A 20588-nucleotide genomic window follows, 5' to 3' on the forward strand; every position below is an offset into this window, starting at 1 on the left:
GCGACATCCGCATTGTGCCGGAACTTGTATCAGCCTGCGCCAAAACCTTCTCGACCACGCGCGAAGCGAACGGGCGGGGGTCTTATTCGTGCCGCAGCGCGTCGATGGGGTTGAGCGCAGCGGCCCGGCGTGCCGGGAAATAGCCGAACACGACCCCGATCGCGGCGGAAAAGAGGAAGGCGATCAGGTTCACCTTCAGATCGAACAGGAATGGCACCTGCATCAGCGGGGCAATGGCGACCGATGCGATCAGCGCCAGAAACAGGCCGATCAGGCCGCCAAGGCATGACAATACGATCGCCTCTACCAGAAACTGCATCAGCACTTCGCGGGCGACCGCGCCGATGGCGAGGCGGATGCCGATTTCGCGGGTTCGCTCCGTCACCGACACCAGCATGATGTTCATGATGCCGATGCCGCCGACCAGTAGGGATATGGCCGCCACCGCGCCCACAATCTGTGTCAGGATGGTGGTGGTGCCGGTCAGCGTGTCGCTGATCTGCTTGGTGTCGAAGATATTGAAATTATCGTCCTGCCCTGCCTTGATCTTGCGCCGTTCGCGCATGAGTTCTTCCAGGCTGGCTTGCACAGTGCTGGTGTCATAGGCGTCGTCTACCGCGACCATGATCTGGCTGATGTCGCGATCGCCGGTGAAGCGGCGCTGCACGAATTTGATCGGCATGACGACGACATCGTCCTGATCGCCGAAGCCGCCCTGACCACGGGTGGCGAGCACGCCCACCACCTGACAGGATAAGCCCTTGATCCGCATCCGCAGCCCGACCGGCTCCGCACCCTGGAACAGGTTGTTGCGCACCGTATTGCCGATCAGGCAGACGGGGCGGCCGGCTTCCTCCTCTTCGGGCAGGAACAGGCGGCCGTCGGCGACTTTCCACTGCTGCACCTCCGAATAGGCCGATGTCGTGCCATAGACGGTGGTGGACCAGTTATTGCCTTCATAGATGGCGGTGCCGCTGGACTGGACCACCGGGGCGACGGCGCGCACACCGGTCAACTGGTTTTCGATGGCGGTCAGGTCGCGTTCCTTGAAATCGGGCGGGCGGGGGCCACCGCCGCCACGACCAAAGCCTTGTCCGGGGCGCAGTTGCAGCACGTTCGCGCCCAGCGAACTGATCTGTTCGCGCACGGCGGCCGTCGCGCCATTGCCCAGCGTCACCATGGTGACGACAGCCGCCACGCCGATGATGATGCCCAGCGTGGTCAGGAAACTACGCAGCTTGTGCCGGTTGATCGCGCGAAAGGCGAGAATGATGGTGGTGCCTAGCACTAGTTATAAATCCTAAATCCGTTCAGGCTGAGCGAAGTCGAAGCCCATGACCGAGCGTAGCGAGCCCCTTCGCTCCGCTCAGACCTGCCCTTCGACTTCGCTCAGGGCGAACGGAGATTACAGTGCATCTCACGCCTTCACCCCTTCCTCGATCCGTTCGACGAGGCCGTCGCGAAAATGGACGATGGTGCGGGCATAGGCGGCCATGTCGGGTTCATGCGTCACCATCAGCACGGTGATGCCACTGTTCCGGTTGAGGTCTGTCAGCAATTCCATGATCTCAACCGACCGTTGCGAATCGAGATTGCCGGTCGGTTCGTCCGCCACCAGCACGTCGGGCTGGGTCACGATGGCGCGGGCGATGGCGACGCGCTGCTGCTGCCCGCCGGACAGTTCGGCGGGCGTATGATCCCACCAGTCCTTCAGCCCCACCTTGTCCAGCGCGGCCATGCCCATTTCGTAGCGCAGCTTTTTGTCCTCGCCGCGATAGAGCAGGGGCAGTTCGACATTTTCCAGCGCCGTGGTGCGCGACAGCAGGTTGAACCCCTGAAACACGAAGCCAAGGTAGCGGCGGCGCAGCAAAGCGCGCTGGTCACGGTCCAGTGTCTCCACATGATGGCCCCGGAACAGATATTGTCCGCCCGAAGGGACGTCGAGGCAACCCAGGATGTTCATCGTGGTCGATTTGCCCGACCCCGAAGGCCCCATGACAGCAACGAAATCGCCCTGCTGAATGTCGAGGTCCACGCCCTTCAACGCCTGAAAGGCGGTGGCCCCTTCGCCATAGATTTTGGTCACGCCGCGCAGCGAGATGATCGGGTCCGCGCCCATATGCGTCAGGTTCCGCTGGGGCGGCCGGTGCCGCGCGTTTCGCCGGGGGCAGGCTGGCCCTTGCTGGGTTCGACTGGGGCGGTCTGCGGCGCGGCGTCCCCCGAATTGCCGAGCTTGCCGACCGTCGCGGGCGATCCGTCGGTGGACGGATTGCGCGGGCGGTCCTTGGTCCCGGAGCCTTGCGGCGCCTTGCTGTCGCCTCCCTGGGGCGCCTTGTCGGCTGGGGCCTGATCCTCCGCCGGGGGCTGCTGCCCCTTGGCCAGTTGCCCGGTGATGACGCGCATCCCGGCCTTCAGATTGCCGCCGGTGATGGCGGTGCGTGCGCCGTCGCTGGCACCCACGGTGACCTGAATGGCCTTGGGGCTGCCATCTTCCGCCACGACATAGACGGTCTGGCTACTGCCCGAACCGAACTTCACCTGACGGGTGTTGCCGCGCCGCATCCGGCCGGGTCCCGGCAGGACGCTTGTGATGCCGCCGCCTTGTGCGTTGGTGCTGGGCTTGAAGCGCAGCGCGCTGTTGGGGACGAGCAGAACGTCATGCAGTTCCTGCGTTACGATGTCCGCCGTCGCGGTCATGCCAGGACGCAGCGTTTCATCCTTGTTGTCCACGCTCAGCACCGCTGTATAGGCGACCACGGTGCCCGTGCTGCTGCTGGTCGTGCTGCTGCTGGAGGAGGATGACGAGCTGCTGCTCGACGCGTTGGAGCCGACATTGACGCGCGTGACCTTCGCCGGGAAGGTGCGGCCGGGGAAGGCATCCACGGCGAAGGTGGCGCTCTGGCCTTCCTTCACTTGCCCAACGTCCGCTTCGTCCACCGACACTTCGACTTCCATCTGCGTCAGGTCTTCGGCGATGGTGAACAGCACCGGTGCGTTGAAGGATGCGGCGACCGTCTGCCCCGGTTCGATGTCGCGCGACAGGACGACGCCGGTCACGGGCGACACGATCTGGGCGATGGACAGGTTGGTCTGGGCGCTGGACAGCTGGGCGCGGGACACATCGACTTGCGCCTGTGTGGCGCGCAGGTTGGCGAGCGCGCCCTGATAATCGGCGCGGGCGGAATCCATCTCCGTCTTGGCAGGCACGCGGCCACCCGACAGGCGGAACACATTTTCCTGCCGGTCCAGCGTCGCCTTTGCCAGTGCGACCTGCGCCTGCGCCTGCGCGACGCTGGCCTGCGAAGAGGCGACCTGCGCCCGGTTCTGGTTCACCGTGTCGACCAGACGGCGGATGTCCAGTTCGGCGAGCTTCTGCCCCTTGGTCACGCGATCATTCACGTCGACATAGACCGCCGTGATCTTACCCGACTGTTCGGACCCGACATCGACCTGATTGATGGGTTTGAGGTTCCCGGTCGCCGACACGCTGACCGTCAGGTCGCCGTTGCGCACCTCCCGCGTAGCGAAGCTGGGCTTGTCATCGCCCGAAAAACAGCGGGCGAGCAGCAGGATGACGATCAGCAGTGCGACCGCCATGCCGCCCCGGATCGCCCATTTGCGCCACGGCTTTTGCGGCGGGGTGCCGAGGAACTCGTCGATCGGCTGATCCTTGGTCACATCATTGCTCATCGGGGCGGGCTTCCATGGTCTGCCAGCCGCCACCCAGTGCATTGTAAAGCTGGGCGATGGCCAAAATTTCGTCGGATTGCGCGGAGGCGAGGCTGTTGCGCGCATTGAGGAGAGTGGTTTCGCTGGTGGACAGCGTCTGGAAATCGATCATGCCCGCCTGATACTGGCTGCGCGCCAATATTGCGGCGTTATTGGACGCGTCGAAAACCGTCGCGAACTCCACCTTGCGGCGGCGGGCGCTGTCGAGCGAGGCCATGCCGTTTTCGACATCCTCCAGCGCGCCGAGCACGCTCTGCTTATAGGCGGCGAAGGCGGCGTCGGTGGCCGCCTTTTGCGATCGGACCTGAGAGCGCAGGCGGCCACCGTCGAAAATCACCTGCGACACATTGCCGAAGATGCCGCCGGTAATCAGTTCGAACAGTTCCTTGAAGCTGTTCGAAGTCGTGCCGATGTTTCCGTTGATGCCGAGCGAGGGGTAAAGCTGCGCCTGTGCCACGCCGATCCGCGCGGTGGCGGCGGCCAGCGCGCGTTCGGCGCTGCGCACGTCGGGCCGCTGGCGCAGCGTGTCGGCGGGAATGCCGGTGGCGACATCGGCTGCGGCGGTCGGGATGGGGGCGGGGGTTTCCAGCGCACGGGTCGCTTCGCCCGGCGCCTGTCCGGTCAGCACGGCGATGCGGTTCAGGCTGCCGCGCAAACTGGCTTCCAGCTGGGGAATGCTGGCGTTGGTCTGGGCCAGCTGGGCCTTGGCCTGTTGCTCGTCCAGCGAAGACGCAAGGCCCGCCTGTAAACGCCAGTTGGCGATGTCATAATTGTCCTTCTGGACGGTCTGCGTTTCGCGGGCGACGCGCAATTGTTCCTGCGCCAGGCGCGCCTGCACATAATTGGTCACCAGCTCGCCGATGATGGTCATGCGCACATTGGCAAGGTCATATCCCGACGCGGCCAGATCGGCCCGCGCGGCCTCCGCCGAACGGGACAGTTCGCCGAACAGGTCGATCTGCCAGCTGGCATTGGCGCGCGCCGAATAGCTGCTGGACCAGTTGGACGATCCACCGCCGATCGGGTTGCCGCTGCTGTCGAGCCGGCCGCCTGCATCCTGGCTGCTGTAATTGCGCCCGCCGGTGGCCGATCCGTTCACCTGCGGCAGGAAACTGGCATTGGCCTGACGCAGCGATTCCCGCGCCTGCCGCAACCGGGCCTGCGCCTGCACGATGTCCAGATTATTGGCGATGGCGCTGTCGATCAGGCTGCTGAGCGCAGGATCATTGAGCCGCGTCCACCAGCTTGCAAGGTCCGCGTCGCTGACCGGGGGGGTACCGCCTTGGGGACTGGCCTGACTATAGGCGGCCGGGACGCCCAGCGCAGCGGCCTGCGGCGCGCGGTAATCCGGCCCCGCCGCGCAGGCAGATAGCAGGAGCGCCGCGCCGCTGATCCATGCAATGCGATATGGCACCTTTTCCTCGCACTCCGTCATCGTTAAAGGGGCCGCCACGCGCCGTTTCCGTATAGGGCGGCGGACGTCCATTCCCTGACTGCCGCAGGGATATGTACGTCTCAATGACATTTATGTCTCAAAGTGTAACGATATTGAATTTCAGCGCTTTTCGGCAGGCGCTTGTGAGTGGAGTCGAACGATGCGGGCATTTCTCTTTCCGGGGCAGGGCAGCCAGTCGGTGGGCATGGGCAAGGCACTGGCCGACGCCAGCCCGGCGGCGAAGGAATTGTTTCAGGAGGTCGATGACGCCCTGTCGCAACATTTGTTCCGCATCATGGTGGAAGGTCCGGACAGCGACCTGACCCTGACCGAAAATGCTCAGCCCGCCATCATGGCCAATGCCATCGCCACCCTGTGCGTCATGCAGAGGGAGGGCGGTTTCTCGCTGGCGGACAAGGGCGATTATGTTGCTGGTCACTCGCTGGGCGAATATAGCGCCCTGTGCGCGGTCGAGGCGTTCGACATCGGCACCACGTCACGCCTTTTGAAGCTGCGCGGGCAGGCGATGCAGGCGGCCGTTCCGGTGGGTGAGGGCGCGATGGCCGCGCTGCTGGGCGCGGACATCGACAAGGCGCAGGCGCTGGCCGACGCCGCGGCGGAAGGTGAAATCTGCACCGTAGCGAACGACAATGACCCGTCGCAGGTCGTGATTTCCGGTCATCGCGGCGCGATCGAGCGCGCCGTGGCTCTGGTGAAGGACCATGGCATCAAGCGCGGCGTGCTGCTGCCGGTATCGGCGCCCTTTCATTGCCCGCTGATGCAGCCCGCTGCCGAAGCGATGGATGAAGCGCTGGCCAAGGCCGCGATCAACGCGCCGCTGCTGCCGGTCTATGCCAATGTCTTGGCCGTGCCGATTGCAGACCCGGAAGACATCAAGGCGCGTCTGGTCGAGCAGGTGACGGGCCGGGTGCGCTGGCGCGAATCCGTCGCGGCCATGTGGGATGCGGGCGTGACCGATTTCGTGGAAGTGGGCGGCAAGGTGCTCGGCCCCATGGTCAAGCGCATCGCACCCGATGCGAGCGTGCGCAGCATCGTGACGATGGATGATATTGAAGCTGCACTGGCGGCTTTCTGACAGGATAGGGATAAGAGACTATGTTCGACCTTACAGGCATGACCGCGCTGGTGACCGGCGCTTCGGGTGGTATCGGTTCGTCGATCGCCAGGGCGCTTGCTGCGCAGGGTGCGACCCTCGCGCTTTCGGGCAGCAATGAGGAAAAGCTCAAGGCTTTCGCTGCCGAACTGGGCGGAGATCACAAGACCATCGTCTGCAACCTCAGCGACCCGGCGTCCGTCGATGCGCTGGTTCCACAGGCGGTGGAAGCGCTGGGTGGAAAGGTTGACATTCTGGTCAACAATGCCGGCATCACGCGCGACAACCTGATTATGCGCATGAAGGATGAGGAATGGTCGCAGGTCATTTCCGTCAATCTGGAGGCTGCCTTCCGCCTCGTCCGCGCTGCCGCCAAGCCGATGATGAAAGCGCGTTTTGGCCGCATCATCTCCATCACATCGGTCGTGGGCGTCACCGGCAATCCGGGGCAGGCCAATTATTGCGCGTCGAAGGCGGGGATCATCGGCATGTCGAAGTCGCTGGGCCAGGAACTGGCGAGCCGTGGTATCACCGTCAATTGCGTCGCGCCCGGCTTCATCCGGTCGGCGATGACCGATGCGCTCAACGATGCGCAGAAGGGCGCGATCTTGACGAAGATCCCGGCGGGCGATCTGGGCAATGGCGACGACATCGGCGCAGCGGTGGTCTACCTCGCCAGCCGTGAAGCGGGCTATGTCACCGGCCAGACCCTGCATGTGAATGGCGGCATGGCGATGATCTGATCGCCGCGTCGATCTGTATTTCGGGAAAAGGGCCGTGCGCTTGGGCGCATCGGCCCTTTTTTTGGAGCATTTTAGAAGTCATCTGGCACGGATGACGGCACGCAAAAATGCGGTGAACGAAGGGCAATTGGAACAGGATCGGATTCAGACCAACCGGATCAGGTTTTAATAACCGGCGCGTTTCAACCGCTGCTTTACCGCCGCAATGGTCTTTATGTCGGCCGTGGAATCATCCCCATCACGCCGCCCGCAATCGCAGCCAAATTGGTCGAACAGCCGTTCGGCCGACGGCATCGGGGACAGAGCGTGCTGGCCGGGTTTCCAGTCATCCAATATGCGGATGTCATACATGGTGCCGCTCACGTCATAGTGGCGAATGTCCCAGGCCATGATGGCGATCAGCTCCCTGGCGTGATCGCGATCCGCATTGGCGAAGCCGATCGCCAGAATGCGCGGTGCGCCGCCTTCCTGTTCCCCAACGGTGACGCTGACCGGGGGCTGCTCCATGCGCGCGTCTAGCATGACCAGTTGCCGCTCTTCCTGGCCGGGCTTGCCGGTCAGATAGTCGGCGAAGACGAATGGTCGGCCGTTCCACCGCGCGGGAGTGACATTCACCGCGTCGGCGGGCAGGCCCAGCTTGTGAGCGGCCCTGTGCTGAGTGCTGGCGGCATCCGATTGCGCCAACGCCTGAGGCATCATGATCAGTGCCGGCATGAGGATGGCGGCGGCCTTCATATGCGGGCCTTTCGCATGTTCCCGACATCACGACCGATGATGCCATCCAGCACGATCGCGCGCCGTATGGTCAGGGTCAGTATAGCGATGGCCGCGATCAGGTTGAGCGGAATCAAAGTCCATTCCGTCACGATCCGGCCAAACAGCGGGGCGGCCCAGCCATAGGCGATCCATGTCGGCTCCCATCGCAAGGTGCCGCGCTTGCCCATGTCTGCGACCAGAAACGCGATGGCCACGCCCAGCAGCACGAAATCATAGTCCAGCACATAGGGCGTGCAAAGCAACGCCGCGCTCAATGCCGCCGCGCCCCGCAACTCCATCGATCCGCGCCGCGCCGTCAGCGCTGCCACGGCGATTGCGGCAATGGTTACGACGCCTTGGCCGACATAGGCGAGTGTTACAGGCCCGCCCCACAGGCGCACGGCGGAAAAGGGGCTGGGTATCTTCTCCCACCCCGTCGTGCCGCCTTCAATCACGACTTGCCGGGTTAGCGGCAGGGATTCGATAAAGGCCTGCCATACCGGCCAGCCCCAGATGACAAGGGTCAGCAGGCACAACGCGCCGGCCATCAGCGCAGCGCCGGCAAAAGCGCGAACATTGCCCCGCGCCATAATCAGGATGGGGATCAGCACCGCGAATTGCGGCTTATATACCAGCGCGCCCAACAGCATGCCCGCAACCCACGGCCGCCGGTCGAGAAAGAACATGCCGCCGCCCAGCAGGCTGGCGGTCAGAAATGCGTTCTGGCCATGGCCCAGGCATATCATGACTACAGGCGCGCCCATGGCCGCCAGCATCGCGTCACGGTTGCCGGGCAAAATGCGCCGCACCAATGTCAGCGCCATGGTGAGAGTCAGCCCCTGCCAGACAAGGAGTGCGGCGATATAGGGCAATTGCGCGAGAAGGGCGGCAATGATCAGGAATGGCGGGGGATAATGCCAGCCGTAAAAAGGGATGGCATCGTCGTGATGCGCTTGCTTCTGCACGGCATAATGGGTCGGCCAGTCCCATGCCATCGCCGCCTGACCATGATTGGCCATCCAGCCTGCCGTCCAGACATTGGAAAAATCCGTTCCGACCGGCCGCCCCAGCGAATCCACTGTTCCGTGGGCGGTGGCGAACAGGGCAACAATGGCGATCATCGTCACAGCCACCATCATCGCCGCGGCCCACCTTGTACGGGCGCGGGTCACGAATATATCGGTGGCGGAAAGCGGCATCATGCCGGTTTTCTGACACGAGGGCGCTGAAATTTTGGTAAATAAGGGGTTATTATCTACCAGAAGTCCGCTTTTTATTGCCAACGGGTTGCCCAACCGCACGAAGGGGCTTGGCGGTCTTCCCTCTTGCCTCTATCGGGGCTTGGCACTAGGGCAATGCCTTAACGGTTATTCAGAACCACCAACGATACCCAGTAAGAAGGACCACTCATGAGTGAGACCGCGGATCGCGTAAAGAAAATCGTCGTCGAGCATCTGGGCGTTGAAGCCGAAAAGGTGACCGAGGACGCGAGCTTCATCGACGATCTGGGCGCAGACAGCCTGGACATCGTTGAACTCGTCATGGCGTTCGAAGAAGAATTCGGCGTTGAAATCCCCGACGACGCTGCTGAAAAGATCGCCACCGTGAAGGATGCGATCGATTATATCGACAGCAAGCAGTAAGGCGTTTTTCGGCCTGATCCCACGGGGGAAAGGCTGCGCTTACGCGTAAGAGACGGCTCCTCCTGTCCGGCCAGTGCCGAGCGTGGGGAGCCTTTTCGTATCTGGCGCGCCGGTCGAAAGCGCGCTTTAAATAGCCAGGTGGGCGGCACAAGGCCCATGATAGATTTCGGAGCTAGGATATGCGTCGTGTCGTCGTAACCGGCCTTGGTATGGTCAGCCCGCTGGGCGGAAATGTCGAAACCAGCTGGAAGAACATCATCGCCTCCAAATCGGGCGCGGCGACGATTCAGCGTTTCGACGCCAGCGAATATAAGTGCCGCATCGCCTGCGAAGTGAAACCGGCTGACCATGAATATGGCTATGATCCCTCGCTGGATGTCGATCACAAGATCCAGCGTCAGGTCGATCCCTTCATCGTCTACGGCATTTCCGCCGCCAGCGAAGCGCTGCGCGACGCGGGCCTCGACAATATGTCGGAAGAAGCACGGCTGCGGGCCGGTTGCTCGATCGGTTCGGGCATCGGTGGCCTGCCGGGCATCGAAAGCGAATCGCTGGTGCTGGCCAACAAGGGGCCGGGCCGGGTCTCGCCACATTTCGTCCACGGTCGCCTGATCAATCTGATCTCCGGTCAGGTGTCGATCAAATATGGCCTGATGGGGCCGAATCATGCCGTCGTCACCGCCTGCTCCACCGGTGCCCACTCGATCGGCGACGCTGCGCGCATGATCGCGATGGACGATGCCGACGTCATGCTGGCGGGCGGCGCCGAAAGCGCGATCTGCCCCATCGGCATCGCGGGCTTTGCGCAGGCGCGCGCTCTCTCGACCGGTTTCAACGCCACGCCTGAAAAGGCGAGCCGCCCTTACGACATCAACCGTGATGGCTTCGTCATGGGCGAAGGCGCTGGCGTGGTCGTGCTGGAAGAATATGAGCATGCCAAGAAGCGCGGCGCGAAAATCTACGCCGAAGTGATCGGTTACGGTCTGTCGGGCGACGCCTATCACGTCACCGCGCCGCATCCCGAAGGCAGCGGCGGTTTCCGTTCGATGCAGATGGCGCTCAAAAAGTCGGGCCTCAGCCTTGAAGACATCGACTATGTGAACGCCCATGGCACCTCGCCCCCACTGGGCGATGAACTGGAACTGGGAGCGGTCAAACGCCTGTTCGGCGACAATCTGTCCACCATGTCGATGTCGTCCACCAAATCGGCGATCGGCCACCTGCTGGGTGGCGCGGGCGCGGTGGAAAGCATTTTCTGCATCCTCGCCATGCGCGACCAGATCGTGCCGCCGACGCTGAACCTCGACGAACCGAGCGAAAGCTGCAAGGGCGTGGACCTGGTCCCGCATGTGGCCAAGGAGCGCAAGGTGCGTGCGGTGCTGAACAATTCGTTCGGTTTCGGCGGCACCAATGCCTCGCTCATCATGAAGGCAATCTGATAATAGCTGGCGCGTGCCGCCCCGGCGGCGCGCGTCACGGCATACAGGCTGAACCGGCATGGCAAGACGATCGGGCAACCCCATGCGGCGATTTGGCTGCGTCATCCTGTTGATCGGCCTCGCCATCGCGGCCTTGATCGCCTTCCGCTTCGTTTCCGGATGGAGCGAAAAGGGACCGGCGACGCAGGATGTCAGCATCATCGTGCCGGAGGGGGCGACCCTGTCAGACGCGGCGGTGCTGCTGAAGCAGGGCGGGGCGGTGCGATCCGCCGATGCCTTCCTGACCCGTGCCAAGGTCTTTGGCGCAGGCAAGTCGATCAAGGCCGGGGAGTTCATCATCCCCGCGGGTGCCAGCAACAGCGACATCCTGTCGATCCTGCAAGGCGGCAAGACGCTCACTCGCCTGATCACCATTCCCGAAGGCATGCCGTCGATCCTCGTCTACGAACGGCTGATGGCGAACGACCAGCTGACCGGCGAAATCAAGGTGCCCGAAGAAGGCAGCGTGCTGCCCGACAGCTACGCCTTCGACAAAGGGGAGCAGCGCGCCGCCATATTGAAACGCATGCAGGCGGCGATGGACAAGGCGCTGGCCCAGCTATGGGCGGAACGCGCTTCCAACACGATTGCAAAATCGCCGAAGGAAGCGATCATTCTGGCCAGCATCGTGGAAAAGGAAACCGGCGTGCCGTCCGAAAGGCCGATGGTTGCGGGTGTCTATTCCAATCGTCTGCGCACCAACATGATGTTGCAGGCCGATCCGACGATCATCTACCCCATTACCAAGGGCAAGCCGCTGGGCCGCCGCATCCGTAAATCGGAAATCGCGGCGGTGAACGATTACAACACCTATGCGATGACCGGTCTGCCAAAGGGGCCGATCGCCAATCCGGGGCGGCTGTCCATTCTGGCCGTGCTGCACCCTGCGGAAACGAAGGCGCTTTATTTCGTCGCCGATGGAAAGGGCGGCCATATCTTTGCCGACACCTATCAGCAGCATAATGAAAATGTGCGCAAATGGTTCGAAATCCGACGCGCACGTGGAGAGCTGTGAAGATTTGGAGCATCGTGCGGAAAAGTGGGAACTGGTTTTCCGCTTGAAACAATGCGACAACAAAAGCTCAGAGTGCGCGACCTGCGTCCCATTTGACGCAGCGCGCTCTAGCGCAGGACGCCTTTTGCCATCTGCGCGCTGGCGTAACGCCACTGAAAGATGGTGATTGCGAAGATCAGGATCGGGAAAGCCATGGCGACCACCACGCCCTTGGCCGCGATAAGGTCTGTCGCCAGGAATGTGTAACCGAACTGAACGATCACCGCGACCAGCGACAGCAGGAACAGCGCCACGGCGGCTTTCCGTTTCGCCAACAGACTGGCTGCGCCGACCGTTCCGGCCAGTACCGCGACGCCATAGTCGATCCACAGCCATCCCGGCATGGCGGCGAATATCCGCGCACCCGCAGGGTCGGTTTCCGCCAGCACGGCAAGGTCCATATTATATTGCATGACGAAGGCCATTACCCCCATCAGGTTCCACAGCAGCAGGACGATGGCGATGATGGTGAAGGAGCGTGGTGCCGACATGACGATAGCCTTCCGATGCGACGGCCTGTTGCCCCATGACCGTCATGATCGCATCCTACGCCTGATTGCGGCCGGGCGAAAGACGATCCGATGAGCGCGCCGATCATCGTCACGGCCCTGATGGGGGCGGCCGATTTCGCCTGGGCGGATGGCTTGCGCCGTGCGCACTTTCTGCCGGAACGCAACTTCATCCCCGCGCATCTGACGCTGTTTCACCATCTGCCGCCGACGGTGCTGGAAGACGTGTCGGTACGGCTGAAGCGGTTGTGCGCGGGGCCGCCGCCTGCCGCACGGCTGACGGATGTCATGCTGCTGGGCCGGGGTGTCGCCTATCGCGTGGACAGCCCGGAACTGATGGCAATGCGCGACGAACTGGCGAATGCCTTTGCGGGTCTGTTGACGCCACAGGATCAGGCGCGGCCAAGCCTGCATATCACCGTGCAGAACAAGGTCGATCCTTCGGCTGCAAAAGCGTTGGCGGCGGGGTTGCGGCGCACATTTCGCCCGCGCCCTCTGAGCATAGCCGGGCTAGCGGCGTGGTATTATCGCGGCGGCCCATGGGAACCGGCGATGCAGGCGAAGTTTCGGGGCTGAAGACTCAACGCAGCCAGACTTGCCGCGCCCCAAGCAAATCCTTCGCTTGCACCATGCGGCGGGCCGCCTATCTCTGTCGCCCTATTCGAATCGCAGTTTGAAAGCCTGACATGACCGCCACCCATTCCACCCGCATGCTGATCCTCGGTTCCGGCCCCGCCGGCCTTAGCGCCGCCATCTACGGCGCGCGCGCAGGTCTTGCGCCGATCGTTGTGCAGGGGATGCAGCCGGGCGGCCAGCTGACCATCACCACCGACGTCGAAAATTATCCGGGTTTCAGGGATGTGATCCAGGGACCATGGCTGATGGAACAGATGCAGGCGCAGGCCGAACATGTCGGCGCGCAGATGATGTACGATCAGATCGTCGACATCGACCTGTCCGAACGCCCGTTCCGCCTGACCGGCGACAGCGGCACCATCTACGTCGCCGACACGCTGGTCATCTGCACCGGCGCGCAGGCGAAATGGCTGGGCGTCGAAGGGGAAGAACATCTTCAGGGCAAGGGCGTATCGGCCTGCGCCACCTGCGACGGCTTCTTCTATCGGGGCAAGAAGGTGGTGGTCATCGGCGGCGGCAATACCGCGGTCGAAGAAGCACTGTACCTCACCAACCACAGCCATGACGTCACGCTGATCCACCGTCGCGATTCGCTGCGCGCGGAAAAGATCCTGCAACAGCGGCTGCATGCGCATCCGAACATCAAGGTGCTGTGGAACAAGGCGGTCGATAAATTCGTCGGCGGCGGCACGCCCGAAGGGCTGGTCGGAGTCGATCTGATCGACACCGTCACCGGCGAAAAATCGCATGTGCCGACCGACGGCGGTTTCGTCGCCATCGGCCATCATCCCGCGACCGAATTGTTCGATGGCAAGCTGCCGCTCGACGAAGGCTATATCGTGGTGGAAAAGGGCACGACCCGCACCGCCATCCCCGGCGTCTTTGCCGCAGGCGACGTTACCGACAAAATCTATCGTCAGGCGGTGACGGCGGCGGGCATGGGCTGCATGGCGGCGCTGGACGTCGAAAAATTCCTGGCGGAAGTCGATTTCGAACAGCTGGAAACCGCCTGATCCATGTCAGGCAGCGGGGGCGGGGGTCAGGCGACCTTCGCCTTCGCAAAGGCGACCAGCGACCCGAAGTTTTCGAACGTGTCGCCGTCAATATCCTCATCTTCGATCAGGATGTGAAAACGGTCCTCGATTTCGGTGAGCAGTCCTGCGACCGCCATCGAATCCAGTTCGGGCAGCGCGCCGAATAGCGGCGTGTCCGCATCGAACGCATCCACGCGTTCCTGCGACAGGCCCAGCGTATCGCGGAGCAGCGCCCGCATCTGGCCTTCAACATCGAATGTCCGGTCGACCGGCTGTGAATTTTGCGCCTGCATAATGGCCGCCTAACTAGTGGCTCGCGGCCTAACCTACAAGCGCGGAAATGGCGGCGCGCGCGGCGGGCAGCCATGCGGATGGGAAGCGGGGATTGAACGCATCCACCTGTTGCAAAGGAATGCGGCTGTCCATCCAGTCGGTTTTGTACCCGTTATCGCCGGTGCCGTAATCGATCAGGTGGACGCGATCCTGATCGATGGCATATTCGAACATAGCGTGGCTCAGCAGGCTGCCCGGCGATGCGCGATCATATGCGCTGTCATGGCTCAACTTGTGGATCAGCGCGACGCCATGTTCCACCGTCCACAGCTGCGTGGCGACGGCCCGGCCATCAACCCGCGCAAAGCCAAGCCGCAAAGTCCCCGCCGCACTTTCCCGCCCGGCCAGATCGCGCAGGAAATCGAGGCCCGGTTCGGCATCCTTCCAGCTGCGGTCATGCACATCGACATAATCACGCCATAGATTATCGGTCAGCGTTTTACTGATCGACAGGGTGAACGAACTGTTGCGCCCCTTGCGCCGGATCAGGCTGCGCAATCTGCCGGGTCGCGCAGACCAATAGTCGGCAAAGCTGCGACCTTGGACATGCAGCAGGTGGCGACCACCCATGGGGCGCTGCACCGTAAACCATCCGGCGCGTCGCAGCGCGGCCATGACCGGGGCGGCATCGTCCATGGGGAACAGCTGGATCCGCGCATAGGCCCGGCGCAGATGACGGACGATGCGATCTATCAGCCGCGCCTGCACCTGCGGATCGGGATTGCCGATGAACATAGGCGCCCATGAAAAACTATACCAGTTGGCCAGAGCCTCCGCCCGTCGCGGTGCTGGATTCATGAGGAGCAACCATGCCTCTCGCCCGTCTTCCTCCGCAGCCAGAATATGAATGGGCATGTCGGACAGACAGTGACGGTGGAGTGCAGCGAACCAGTCGAGCCGGTCGAACAGGCCGGGCACATGGGCGCGATCCATCCGACCGGCCAGCGCCAGTCGCACATCGTCCATGCTGTGATATTCCCTTACCGACCGCAACCGACTATCTCCGCCCCCAGCCGCCGCAATGCATAGAGTAAAAAGATCGACATGGAGTTAAGCATCTGTGACTGAATGTTTCCCCATGATCGATGCGGCGCAGGTGCGGCCGATAGATCATCTGCTGCTGCGTGGCGATCCTGCAAGGCCCGCGCTGGATGGACGTTCGGGCAGCTATGCCTATGCCGAACTGGAAGAAACGCTGGGGCGGCTGGCGCGCTGGCTTGCCGGCTTCGGGCTGGAACCGGGCGCGCGGGTCGCCAGCTGGATCGCGAAGGGACCGGTGGCGGCGCTGATGCCGCTGGCGGCGCCGCGCGCGGGGCTGGTCCATGTGCCCGTCAATCCGCTGCTCAAACATGGGCAGGTCGCGCATATTCTGGCGGACAGCGGCGCACGCCTGTTGATCGGCACGGCGGCCCGGCTGGACAGCCTGTTGCCGGGCGATGTGCCCGCCGATTGCCAGCAGCACCGCGAAGATGACGCCGCCGCCGCCATGAGCGGAGGCGAAGGCATCGGTCCATCCCATGCCGCGCCCGACGATCTGGCGGCCATTCTTTACACCAGCGGGTCGACCGGGCGGCCCAAGGGCGTGGTCCTGACCCATGCCAATCTGTGGCTGGGCGCGGTGGCGGTCGCCGATTATCTGAAACTGACGCGCGAAGATCGCACCGCCTGCGTCCTGCCGTTCAGTTTCGATTATGGGCAGAATCAGCTGCTATCCACATGGTATGCGGGGGGATGCGTCTATCCGCTCGATTATCTGACGGCGCGCGATGTCATGAAACTGGTCGATCGGCGTGACATCACGACGCTGGCGGGGGTTCCGCCGCTGTGGGTGCAACTGACCGAACTGGACTGGCCGGGGGATGTGGCGGCAAAGCTCCGGCGTCTGACCAACAGCGGCGGCGCGTTGACCCGGCCGCTAGTGGCAAAGCTGCGCAGACTGTTCCCGCAGGCGGACCTGTACCCGATGTATGGCCTGACGGAAGCGTTCCGTTCCACCTATCTGCCGCCCGCTCTGGTGGACAGTCATCCCGATTCCATGGGCCGCGCCATTCCCTTTGCGGAGATATTGGTGGTCCGGCCGGACGGCAGCGTGACTGGTGACGACGAACCGGGCGAACTGGTCCATTGCGGGCCTTTGGTAGCGCAGGGCTATTGGCGCGATCCGGCGCGTACGGCCGAACGTTTCAGGCCGGCGCCACCCGCATCGCGCTATGGCGGCATGGCGGTGTGGTCGGGCGATACGGTGCGGCGCGACGGGCAGGGGCTGCTCTACTTCGTCGGCCGCGATGATGCGATGATCAAGTCCGCAGGCAATCGCATCAGCCCTACCGAGATAGAGGAAGCGGCGGTGGCCGTGGATGGCGTTGCCGAAGCGGTTGCGTTGGGTGTGAAGGATGATCGTCTGGGGCAGACGGTACGCCTGTTGATCCGCGCGGCTGACCCCGACATAGGGCAGGCGGTCGCCGCCCATCTGAAATCCGAACTGCCCAATTTCATGCAGCCAAAGGACATCATCGTGCACCCCGATTTCCCCCGCAATCCCAATGGCAAGATAGATCGGGTCGCGCTGGCAAAGGAGCATGGCGCATGAAGCCGATGGGACCGATCCCGGCTTGGTTCGGGGAAGAAGACGGCATGCTGGTCATCGGCGGTTGCGGCGCGGCCAGTCTGGTGGATGAAGCGGGCGACACGCCGCTTTTCGTCTATGACATGACCATCGTCGAGGCGCAGGTGCGCCGCTTTCGCGACGCGATGCCCGATGCGCTCCACCTTCATTACGCGATCAAGGCTAATCCCTATGCCCCGTTGCTGACCCGGATGGCCGGACAGGTGGATGGGTTCGACATCGCGTCGGGCGGCGAACTCGCCATGGCGCTGGACGCCGGAATGGCTCCGGATCGGGTCAGTTTCGCTGGTCCGGGAAAGCGTAACGACGAACTGGAGGCCGCGATCTTCGCTGGCGTAACCGTCAATCTGGAATCGGAAGGGGAAGGGCGGCGGGCGCTCGCCATCGCCGACCGGATCGGCAAGACGCCGCGCCTCGCCGTCCGGGTCAATCCCGATTTCGACCTGAAAGGGTCCGGCATGCGCATGGGCGGCGGGGCCAAGCCGTTCGGCATCGATGCGGACCGGGCGGCGGCGTTGGCGCGCGCCATGATCGACGCCGGGGCAGACTGGCAGGGCTGGCATATCTTTGCGGGCAGCCAGAATCTCGATCCGATGGCGATCATCGAAACGCAGGCGGCGACTATGGCCCTGGCCGGGCGATTGTCGGACGCGGTGGGGGCGACGCCGCGGCTGGTCAATCTGGGCGGCGGCTTTGGACTTCCCTATTTTCCCGGGGATCACGCCCTTGATATTCGGCCGATCGGCGTGGCGCTGGACAGCGAAATGGACAGTCTGCCCGACATATTGACCGGCAGCATCATGGCGATGGAACTGGGGCGCTGGCTGGTCGGCGAAGCGGGCGTCTATCTGACCCGCGTCATCGATGTGAAGCTCAGTCAGGGGGAGGCGTTCGTGGTCGTCGACGGCGGCCTGCACCATCAACTCGCCGCCAGCGGCAATTTCGGCACAGTCGTGCGGCGTAACTATCCCATGGCGCTCGCCAACCGTTTCGGCGCGGCGCCCGCGGCCGATCCGGTCACCGTGGTGGGGTGCCTGTGCACACCCATTGACCGGCTGGGGGACAAGGTAGCCCTGCCGCCAGTCGAGGAGGGCGATCTCGTCGCCATCTTTCTTGCAGGCGCTTATGGCGCTTCGGCAAGTCCTGCCGCTTTTCTTGGTCATCCAGATGCGCGACAGCTTTTACTTGGCTGATTTGCGCAGGACTTAACTCCTAACGGTATCTTTACCCTTTACGGGCATGAAGGTGCCCGAAGCCATGTGCTGTCCGGCCGTCTTGCCCTCTATGGCGACCGTCCGCGCATGGCCCCAATGAGGGGTGAGATTATGCGTTTTCTGTCGGTTTCCAGGCTCCTGATCGGCGTGTCTTTGCCCGCCGTGGCCCTGTCGGGCTGTGCTTCGGCGCCGTCCGGACCGCAATTGCCGCCTGCTTCCTTCGTATCGACGCAGGAAGGACCGGGGGAAGAATATGTCATCGGCCCGCTCGACGACCTGACCATCTTCGTCTGGCGCAATCCCGAACTGGGGGCAAAGGTGCAGGTGCGCCCCGATGGCCGCATCACCACGCCGCTGATCACCGATATGCCTGCCGTGGGCAAAACGCCCAAGATGCTGGCCGACGACATCAAGCTGGCGCTCAGTCAATATATCGAAAATCCGCTGGTGTCGGTCATCGTCAACAATTTCAGCGGCACGTTCAGCCAACAGGTACGGATCGTGGGGGCGACGGAAAAGCCGGCTTCCATTCCCTATCGTGCAAACATGACGCTGCTGGATGCGATGATCGCGGTGGGTGGCCTGTCCGAATATGCGGCGGGCAACAAGGCACGGCTGGTGCGCTTTGACAAGAATACGGGCAAGCAGAAGGAATATCAGGTGCGCCTGAGCGACCTTCTGAAAAAGGGCGACACCAAAGCCAACGTCATGCTGGCGCCGGGCGACGTCATCATCATTCCTGAAAGCATGTTCTGATCATGGCGGGTCTTTACGACGAATTGCTGGTCCTGCTGCATGGCATATGGAGCCGCCGCTGGGTGGCTCTGGCCGTGGCGTGGGGCGTTTGCATGCTGGGCTGGCTGGGCGTCGCGCTCATCCCCAACAGCTATCAGTCAAAGGCGCGGGTCTATGTGAACACCCAGTCGCTGCTGGAAGATAAAGTGGGCATCACCCAGGTTCAGTCCCAGCAGGATCTGGACCGTGTGCGCAGCACGCTGGCCAGCGCGGAAAATCTGGAAAAGGTCGTGCGCGACACCGACCTGTCGCAGGGCGTGTCCAGTCCGCGCGACGTCGCGGCCAAGATCACGACGCTGCGCGAAAACATCACCGTCATGGCGCAGGCCGATCCCAGCATGATCGACATCAGTGCGATCTCCGCCGATTCGGGCCTGTCGGACGGCGCCAATGCGCGCATCGCGCAACAGGTGACGCAAAAGCTGATCGACATTTTTCAGGAAGAAAATCTGTCGGGCGACCGCAACCAGACCAAGCAGAGCCTTGCCTTCCTCGATCAACAAATCGCTGCGCGCGGCAAGCAGCTGGAGGCCGCCGATCAGCGCCGCGTGGAATTTGCCCAGCGCTATGTCGGCCTGCTGCCGGGCGCCGGTTCGATCAGCCAGCGCATGGACGCGGCGCGCGCGGAAATCAGCAACATCGATTCCCAACTGGTGCAGGCGCAAAGCGCCCTCAGCGCGATGAACGGCCAGCTGGCGGGCACGCCAGCGACGCTGCCGGGCATCAGCGCGTCGGGTGGTGCATCGCCGCTGGCGCAGGCGCAGGCCAATCTGGCCGGGATGAAGGCGCGCGGCTGGACCAACAGCCATCCCGACGTGATCGCTGCCCAGCGTGAAGTCGATGCCCTGCGTAAAGCGGGTGGTGGCGCGTCCGCCGTCGGCGGTACGCCCAATCCCGCCTATCTGTCGATCCGGTCGATGCAGGCCGAACGCGCCGCCACGGTGCAGGCGCTCAGCACGCGCAAGGCGCAGTTGCAGGGTGACCTCAACACCATGATGTCGAAACAGGTCAACGAACCGGGCGTGGCATCCGAACAGGAAAAGCTGGAAAGCGACTATGCGGCGCTGAAGGCTCAATATGACAAGCTGACCGCCGACCGCGAAGAAATCCGCCTGCGTGGCGAGGTGAAGACCGAAACCGGCGCCGTCCAGTTCCGCGTCATCAACCCGCCCAGCACGCCGACCACCCCCTTCGCGCCCAATCGCCCCGTACTGTTGCTGGGCGTTTTGATCCTGGGCATCGGCGCAGGCATCGGCGTCGCCTTCGCGCTTGGTCAGCTCAAGGGCACGTTCCCGACGGCTGCGCGGCTGGAAAAGGCGATCGGCCTGCCGGTCGCAGGGTCGATCAGCCAGACGCTGAACGCTGCGCAGGTCGCGGTCGAAAAACAGCGCATGAAATGGTTCGCCGGGGCGAGCGGGGGCCTTGCGGCCGTCTGCCTGCTGTTGATCGTCGTCGAATTTGTCCAGCGCGGCATGGCGTGAAGGAGCCA

Annotated in this window: 20 protein-coding genes; 11 read left to right on the forward strand and 9 right to left on the reverse strand. The window is 63.2% G+C overall.

Going from position 1 to position 20588, the window contains the following annotated elements:
* Positions 1-82: 82 nt before the first annotated feature.
* From ACOJSJ_RS05630 to ACOJSJ_RS05645, 4 genes are all read right to left on the reverse strand, one after another.
* Positions 83-1288: an ABC transporter permease gene (locus tag ACOJSJ_RS05630; protein WP_420144009.1), complete on the reverse strand. Its 1206-nt coding sequence runs from the start codon at positions 1286-1288 to the stop codon at positions 83-85.
* 129 nt (positions 1289-1417) lie between these two features.
* Positions 1418-2119, reverse strand: coding sequence for an ABC transporter ATP-binding protein (locus ACOJSJ_RS05635; RefSeq protein ID WP_420144010.1), 702 nt, complete (start codon positions 2117-2119; stop codon positions 1418-1420).
* A gap of 5 nt (positions 2120-2124) precedes the next feature.
* Complete coding sequence (locus ACOJSJ_RS05640; protein WP_420144011.1) at positions 2125-3690, reverse strand: efflux RND transporter periplasmic adaptor subunit; 1566 nt, start codon at positions 3688-3690, stop codon at positions 2125-2127.
* Positions 3680-5164, reverse strand: coding sequence for an efflux transporter outer membrane subunit (locus tag ACOJSJ_RS05645; RefSeq protein ID WP_420144036.1), 1485 nt, complete (start codon positions 5162-5164; stop codon positions 3680-3682). Before ACOJSJ_RS05645 ends, ACOJSJ_RS05640 begins: the two co-directional genes overlap by 11 nt.
* A gap of 160 nt (positions 5165-5324) precedes the next feature.
* On the opposite strand from ACOJSJ_RS05645, the gene fabD reads away from it, so the two are divergent.
* Both fabD and fabG read left to right on the forward strand, forming a co-directional pair.
* Positions 5325-6260, forward strand: coding sequence for an ACP S-malonyltransferase (fabD, locus tag ACOJSJ_RS05650; protein ID WP_420144012.1), 936 nt, complete (start codon positions 5325-5327; stop codon positions 6258-6260).
* A gap of 20 nt (positions 6261-6280) precedes the next feature.
* Positions 6281-7021, forward strand: a complete 741-nt coding sequence (gene fabG, locus ACOJSJ_RS05655; protein WP_420144013.1) for a 3-oxoacyl-[acyl-carrier-protein] reductase — start codon at positions 6281-6283, stop codon at positions 7019-7021.
* Between the two features lie 165 nt (positions 7022-7186).
* Here fabG and ACOJSJ_RS05660 read toward each other — a convergent pair whose 3' ends face one another.
* On the reverse strand, positions 7187-7756 hold the full coding sequence (locus ACOJSJ_RS05660; protein WP_420144014.1) for a hypothetical protein: 570 nt from the start codon (positions 7754-7756) through the stop codon (positions 7187-7189).
* Entirely contained in the window at positions 7753-8979 is a 1227-nt protein-coding gene (locus ACOJSJ_RS05665; RefSeq protein WP_420144015.1) for a glycosyltransferase family 87 protein, read from the reverse strand. The genes ACOJSJ_RS05660 and ACOJSJ_RS05665 overlap by 4 nt, the downstream gene beginning before the upstream one ends.
* A 207-nt stretch (positions 8980-9186) precedes the next feature.
* Here ACOJSJ_RS05665 and ACOJSJ_RS05670 point away from each other — a divergent pair, with 207 nt between their 5' ends.
* The 3 genes from ACOJSJ_RS05670 to mltG all read left to right on the forward strand — a co-directional run bounded on the left by ACOJSJ_RS05670 (position 9187) and on the right by mltG (position 11913).
* Positions 9187-9420, forward strand: coding sequence for an acyl carrier protein (locus tag ACOJSJ_RS05670; RefSeq protein WP_007689016.1), 234 nt, complete (start codon positions 9187-9189; stop codon positions 9418-9420).
* 179 nt (positions 9421-9599) lie between these two features.
* Entirely contained in the window at positions 9600-10859 is a 1260-nt protein-coding gene (gene fabF, locus ACOJSJ_RS05675) for a beta-ketoacyl-ACP synthase II (protein ID WP_420144016.1), read from the forward strand.
* Between the two features lie 82 nt (positions 10860-10941).
* Entirely contained in the window at positions 10942-11913 is a 972-nt protein-coding gene (gene mltG / locus ACOJSJ_RS05680; protein ID WP_420144037.1) for an endolytic transglycosylase MltG, read from the forward strand.
* Positions 11914-12020: 107 nt separating this feature from the next.
* Here mltG and ACOJSJ_RS05685 read toward each other — a convergent pair whose 3' ends face one another.
* Entirely contained in the window at positions 12021-12443 is a 423-nt protein-coding gene (locus ACOJSJ_RS05685) for a sugar transporter (protein ID WP_420144017.1), read from the reverse strand.
* 90 nt (positions 12444-12533) lie between these two features.
* Here ACOJSJ_RS05685 and ACOJSJ_RS05690 point away from each other — a divergent pair, with 90 nt between their 5' ends.
* Together ACOJSJ_RS05690 and trxB are read left to right on the forward strand one after the other, a co-directional pair.
* Positions 12534-13037 carry a 2'-5' RNA ligase family protein gene (locus ACOJSJ_RS05690; protein ID WP_420144018.1) on the forward strand — a complete coding sequence of 168 codons (504 nt, stop codon included), beginning with the start codon at positions 12534-12536 and terminating at the stop codon, positions 13035-13037.
* A gap of 110 nt (positions 13038-13147) precedes the next feature.
* Entirely contained in the window at positions 13148-14110 is a 963-nt protein-coding gene (gene trxB / locus ACOJSJ_RS05695) for a thioredoxin-disulfide reductase (RefSeq protein ID WP_420144019.1), read from the forward strand.
* 26 nt (positions 14111-14136) lie between these two features.
* Here the strand turns inward: trxB and ACOJSJ_RS05700 are convergent, their stop codons facing one another.
* Both ACOJSJ_RS05700 and ACOJSJ_RS05705 read right to left on the reverse strand, forming a co-directional pair.
* Positions 14137-14424 (reverse strand): acyl carrier protein, encoded by a 288-nt coding sequence (locus ACOJSJ_RS05700; protein ID WP_420144020.1) that lies wholly within the window; start codon positions 14422-14424, stop codon positions 14137-14139.
* Positions 14425-14452: 28 nt separating this feature from the next.
* A complete protein-coding gene (locus ACOJSJ_RS05705; RefSeq protein WP_420144021.1) occupies positions 14453-15430 on the reverse strand; it encodes a GNAT family N-acetyltransferase in 978 nt (325 codons plus the stop codon).
* A gap of 112 nt (positions 15431-15542) precedes the next feature.
* On the opposite strand from ACOJSJ_RS05705, the gene ACOJSJ_RS05710 reads away from it, so the two are divergent.
* The 4 genes from ACOJSJ_RS05710 (at position 15543) to ACOJSJ_RS05725 (ending at position 20580) form a co-directional block, all read left to right on the forward strand.
* Positions 15543-17054 (forward strand): acyl-CoA ligase (AMP-forming), exosortase A system-associated, encoded by a 1512-nt coding sequence (locus ACOJSJ_RS05710; protein ID WP_420144038.1) that lies wholly within the window; start codon positions 15543-15545, stop codon positions 17052-17054.
* Complete coding sequence (locus ACOJSJ_RS05715) at positions 17051-18283, forward strand: pyridoxal-dependent decarboxylase, exosortase A system-associated (protein WP_420144022.1); 1233 nt, start codon at positions 17051-17053, stop codon at positions 18281-18283. The genes ACOJSJ_RS05710 and ACOJSJ_RS05715 overlap by 4 nt, the downstream gene beginning before the upstream one ends.
* Before the next feature lie 132 nt (positions 18284-18415).
* Positions 18416-19060: an XrtA/PEP-CTERM system exopolysaccharide export protein gene (locus ACOJSJ_RS05720; RefSeq protein WP_420144023.1), complete on the forward strand. Its 645-nt coding sequence runs from the start codon at positions 18416-18418 to the stop codon at positions 19058-19060.
* Between the two features lie 2 nt (positions 19061-19062).
* Positions 19063-20580 carry an XrtA system polysaccharide chain length determinant gene (locus tag ACOJSJ_RS05725; RefSeq protein ID WP_420144024.1) on the forward strand — a complete coding sequence of 506 codons (1518 nt, stop codon included), beginning with the start codon at positions 19063-19065 and terminating at the stop codon, positions 20578-20580.
* Positions 20581-20588: the final 8 nt, after the last annotated feature.

The organism is Sphingobium sp., from assembly GCF_048594625.1.
Lineage (GTDB): Bacteria > Pseudomonadota > Alphaproteobacteria > Sphingomonadales > Sphingomonadaceae > Sphingobium.

What these genes read in the sequence shown, in the direction of transcription:
- fabD (WP_420144012.1), top strand. Translation starts at nt 5,325, where the DNA reads ATGCGGGCATTTCTCTTTCCGGGGCAGGGCAGCCAGTCGGTGGGCATG.
- trxB (WP_420144019.1), top strand. Translation starts at nt 13,148, where the DNA reads ATGACCGCCACCCATTCCACCCGCATGCTGATCCTCGGTTCCGGCCCC.
- ACOJSJ_RS05710 (WP_420144038.1), top strand. Translation starts at nt 15,543, where the DNA reads ATGATCGATGCGGCGCAGGTGCGGCCGATAGATCATCTGCTGCTGCGT.
- ACOJSJ_RS05665 (WP_420144015.1), bottom strand. Translation starts at nt 8,979, where the DNA reads ATGATGCCGCTTTCCGCCACCGATATATTCGTGACCCGCGCCCGTACA.
- ACOJSJ_RS05690 (WP_420144018.1), top strand. Translation starts at nt 12,534, where the DNA reads ATGAGCGCGCCGATCATCGTCACGGCCCTGATGGGGGCGGCCGATTTC.
- ACOJSJ_RS05645 (WP_420144036.1), bottom strand. Translation starts at nt 5,164, where the DNA reads ATGACGGAGTGCGAGGAAAAGGTGCCATATCGCATTGCATGGATCAGC.
- ACOJSJ_RS05725 (WP_420144024.1), top strand. Translation starts at nt 19,063, where the DNA reads ATGGCGGGTCTTTACGACGAATTGCTGGTCCTGCTGCATGGCATATGG.
- fabF (WP_420144016.1), top strand. Translation starts at nt 9,600, where the DNA reads ATGCGTCGTGTCGTCGTAACCGGCCTTGGTATGGTCAGCCCGCTGGGC.
- ACOJSJ_RS05720 (WP_420144023.1), top strand. Translation starts at nt 18,416, where the DNA reads ATGCGTTTTCTGTCGGTTTCCAGGCTCCTGATCGGCGTGTCTTTGCCC.
- ACOJSJ_RS05635 (WP_420144010.1), bottom strand. Translation starts at nt 2,119, where the DNA reads ATGGGCGCGGACCCGATCATCTCGCTGCGCGGCGTGACCAAAATCTAT.
- ACOJSJ_RS05660 (WP_420144014.1), bottom strand. Translation starts at nt 7,756, where the DNA reads ATGAAGGCCGCCGCCATCCTCATGCCGGCACTGATCATGATGCCTCAG.
- fabG (WP_420144013.1), top strand. Translation starts at nt 6,281, where the DNA reads ATGTTCGACCTTACAGGCATGACCGCGCTGGTGACCGGCGCTTCGGGT.
- ACOJSJ_RS05670 (WP_007689016.1), top strand. Translation starts at nt 9,187, where the DNA reads ATGAGTGAGACCGCGGATCGCGTAAAGAAAATCGTCGTCGAGCATCTG.
- ACOJSJ_RS05705 (WP_420144021.1), bottom strand. Translation starts at nt 15,430, where the DNA reads ATGGACGATGTGCGACTGGCGCTGGCCGGTCGGATGGATCGCGCCCAT.
- ACOJSJ_RS05685 (WP_420144017.1), bottom strand. Translation starts at nt 12,443, where the DNA reads ATGTCGGCACCACGCTCCTTCACCATCATCGCCATCGTCCTGCTGCTG.
- ACOJSJ_RS05700 (WP_420144020.1), bottom strand. Translation starts at nt 14,424, where the DNA reads ATGCAGGCGCAAAATTCACAGCCGGTCGACCGGACATTCGATGTTGAA.
- ACOJSJ_RS05715 (WP_420144022.1), top strand. Translation starts at nt 17,051, where the DNA reads ATGAAGCCGATGGGACCGATCCCGGCTTGGTTCGGGGAAGAAGACGGC.
- ACOJSJ_RS05640 (WP_420144011.1), bottom strand. Translation starts at nt 3,690, where the DNA reads ATGAGCAATGATGTGACCAAGGATCAGCCGATCGACGAGTTCCTCGGC.
- mltG (WP_420144037.1), top strand. Translation starts at nt 10,942, where the DNA reads ATGCGGCGATTTGGCTGCGTCATCCTGTTGATCGGCCTCGCCATCGCG.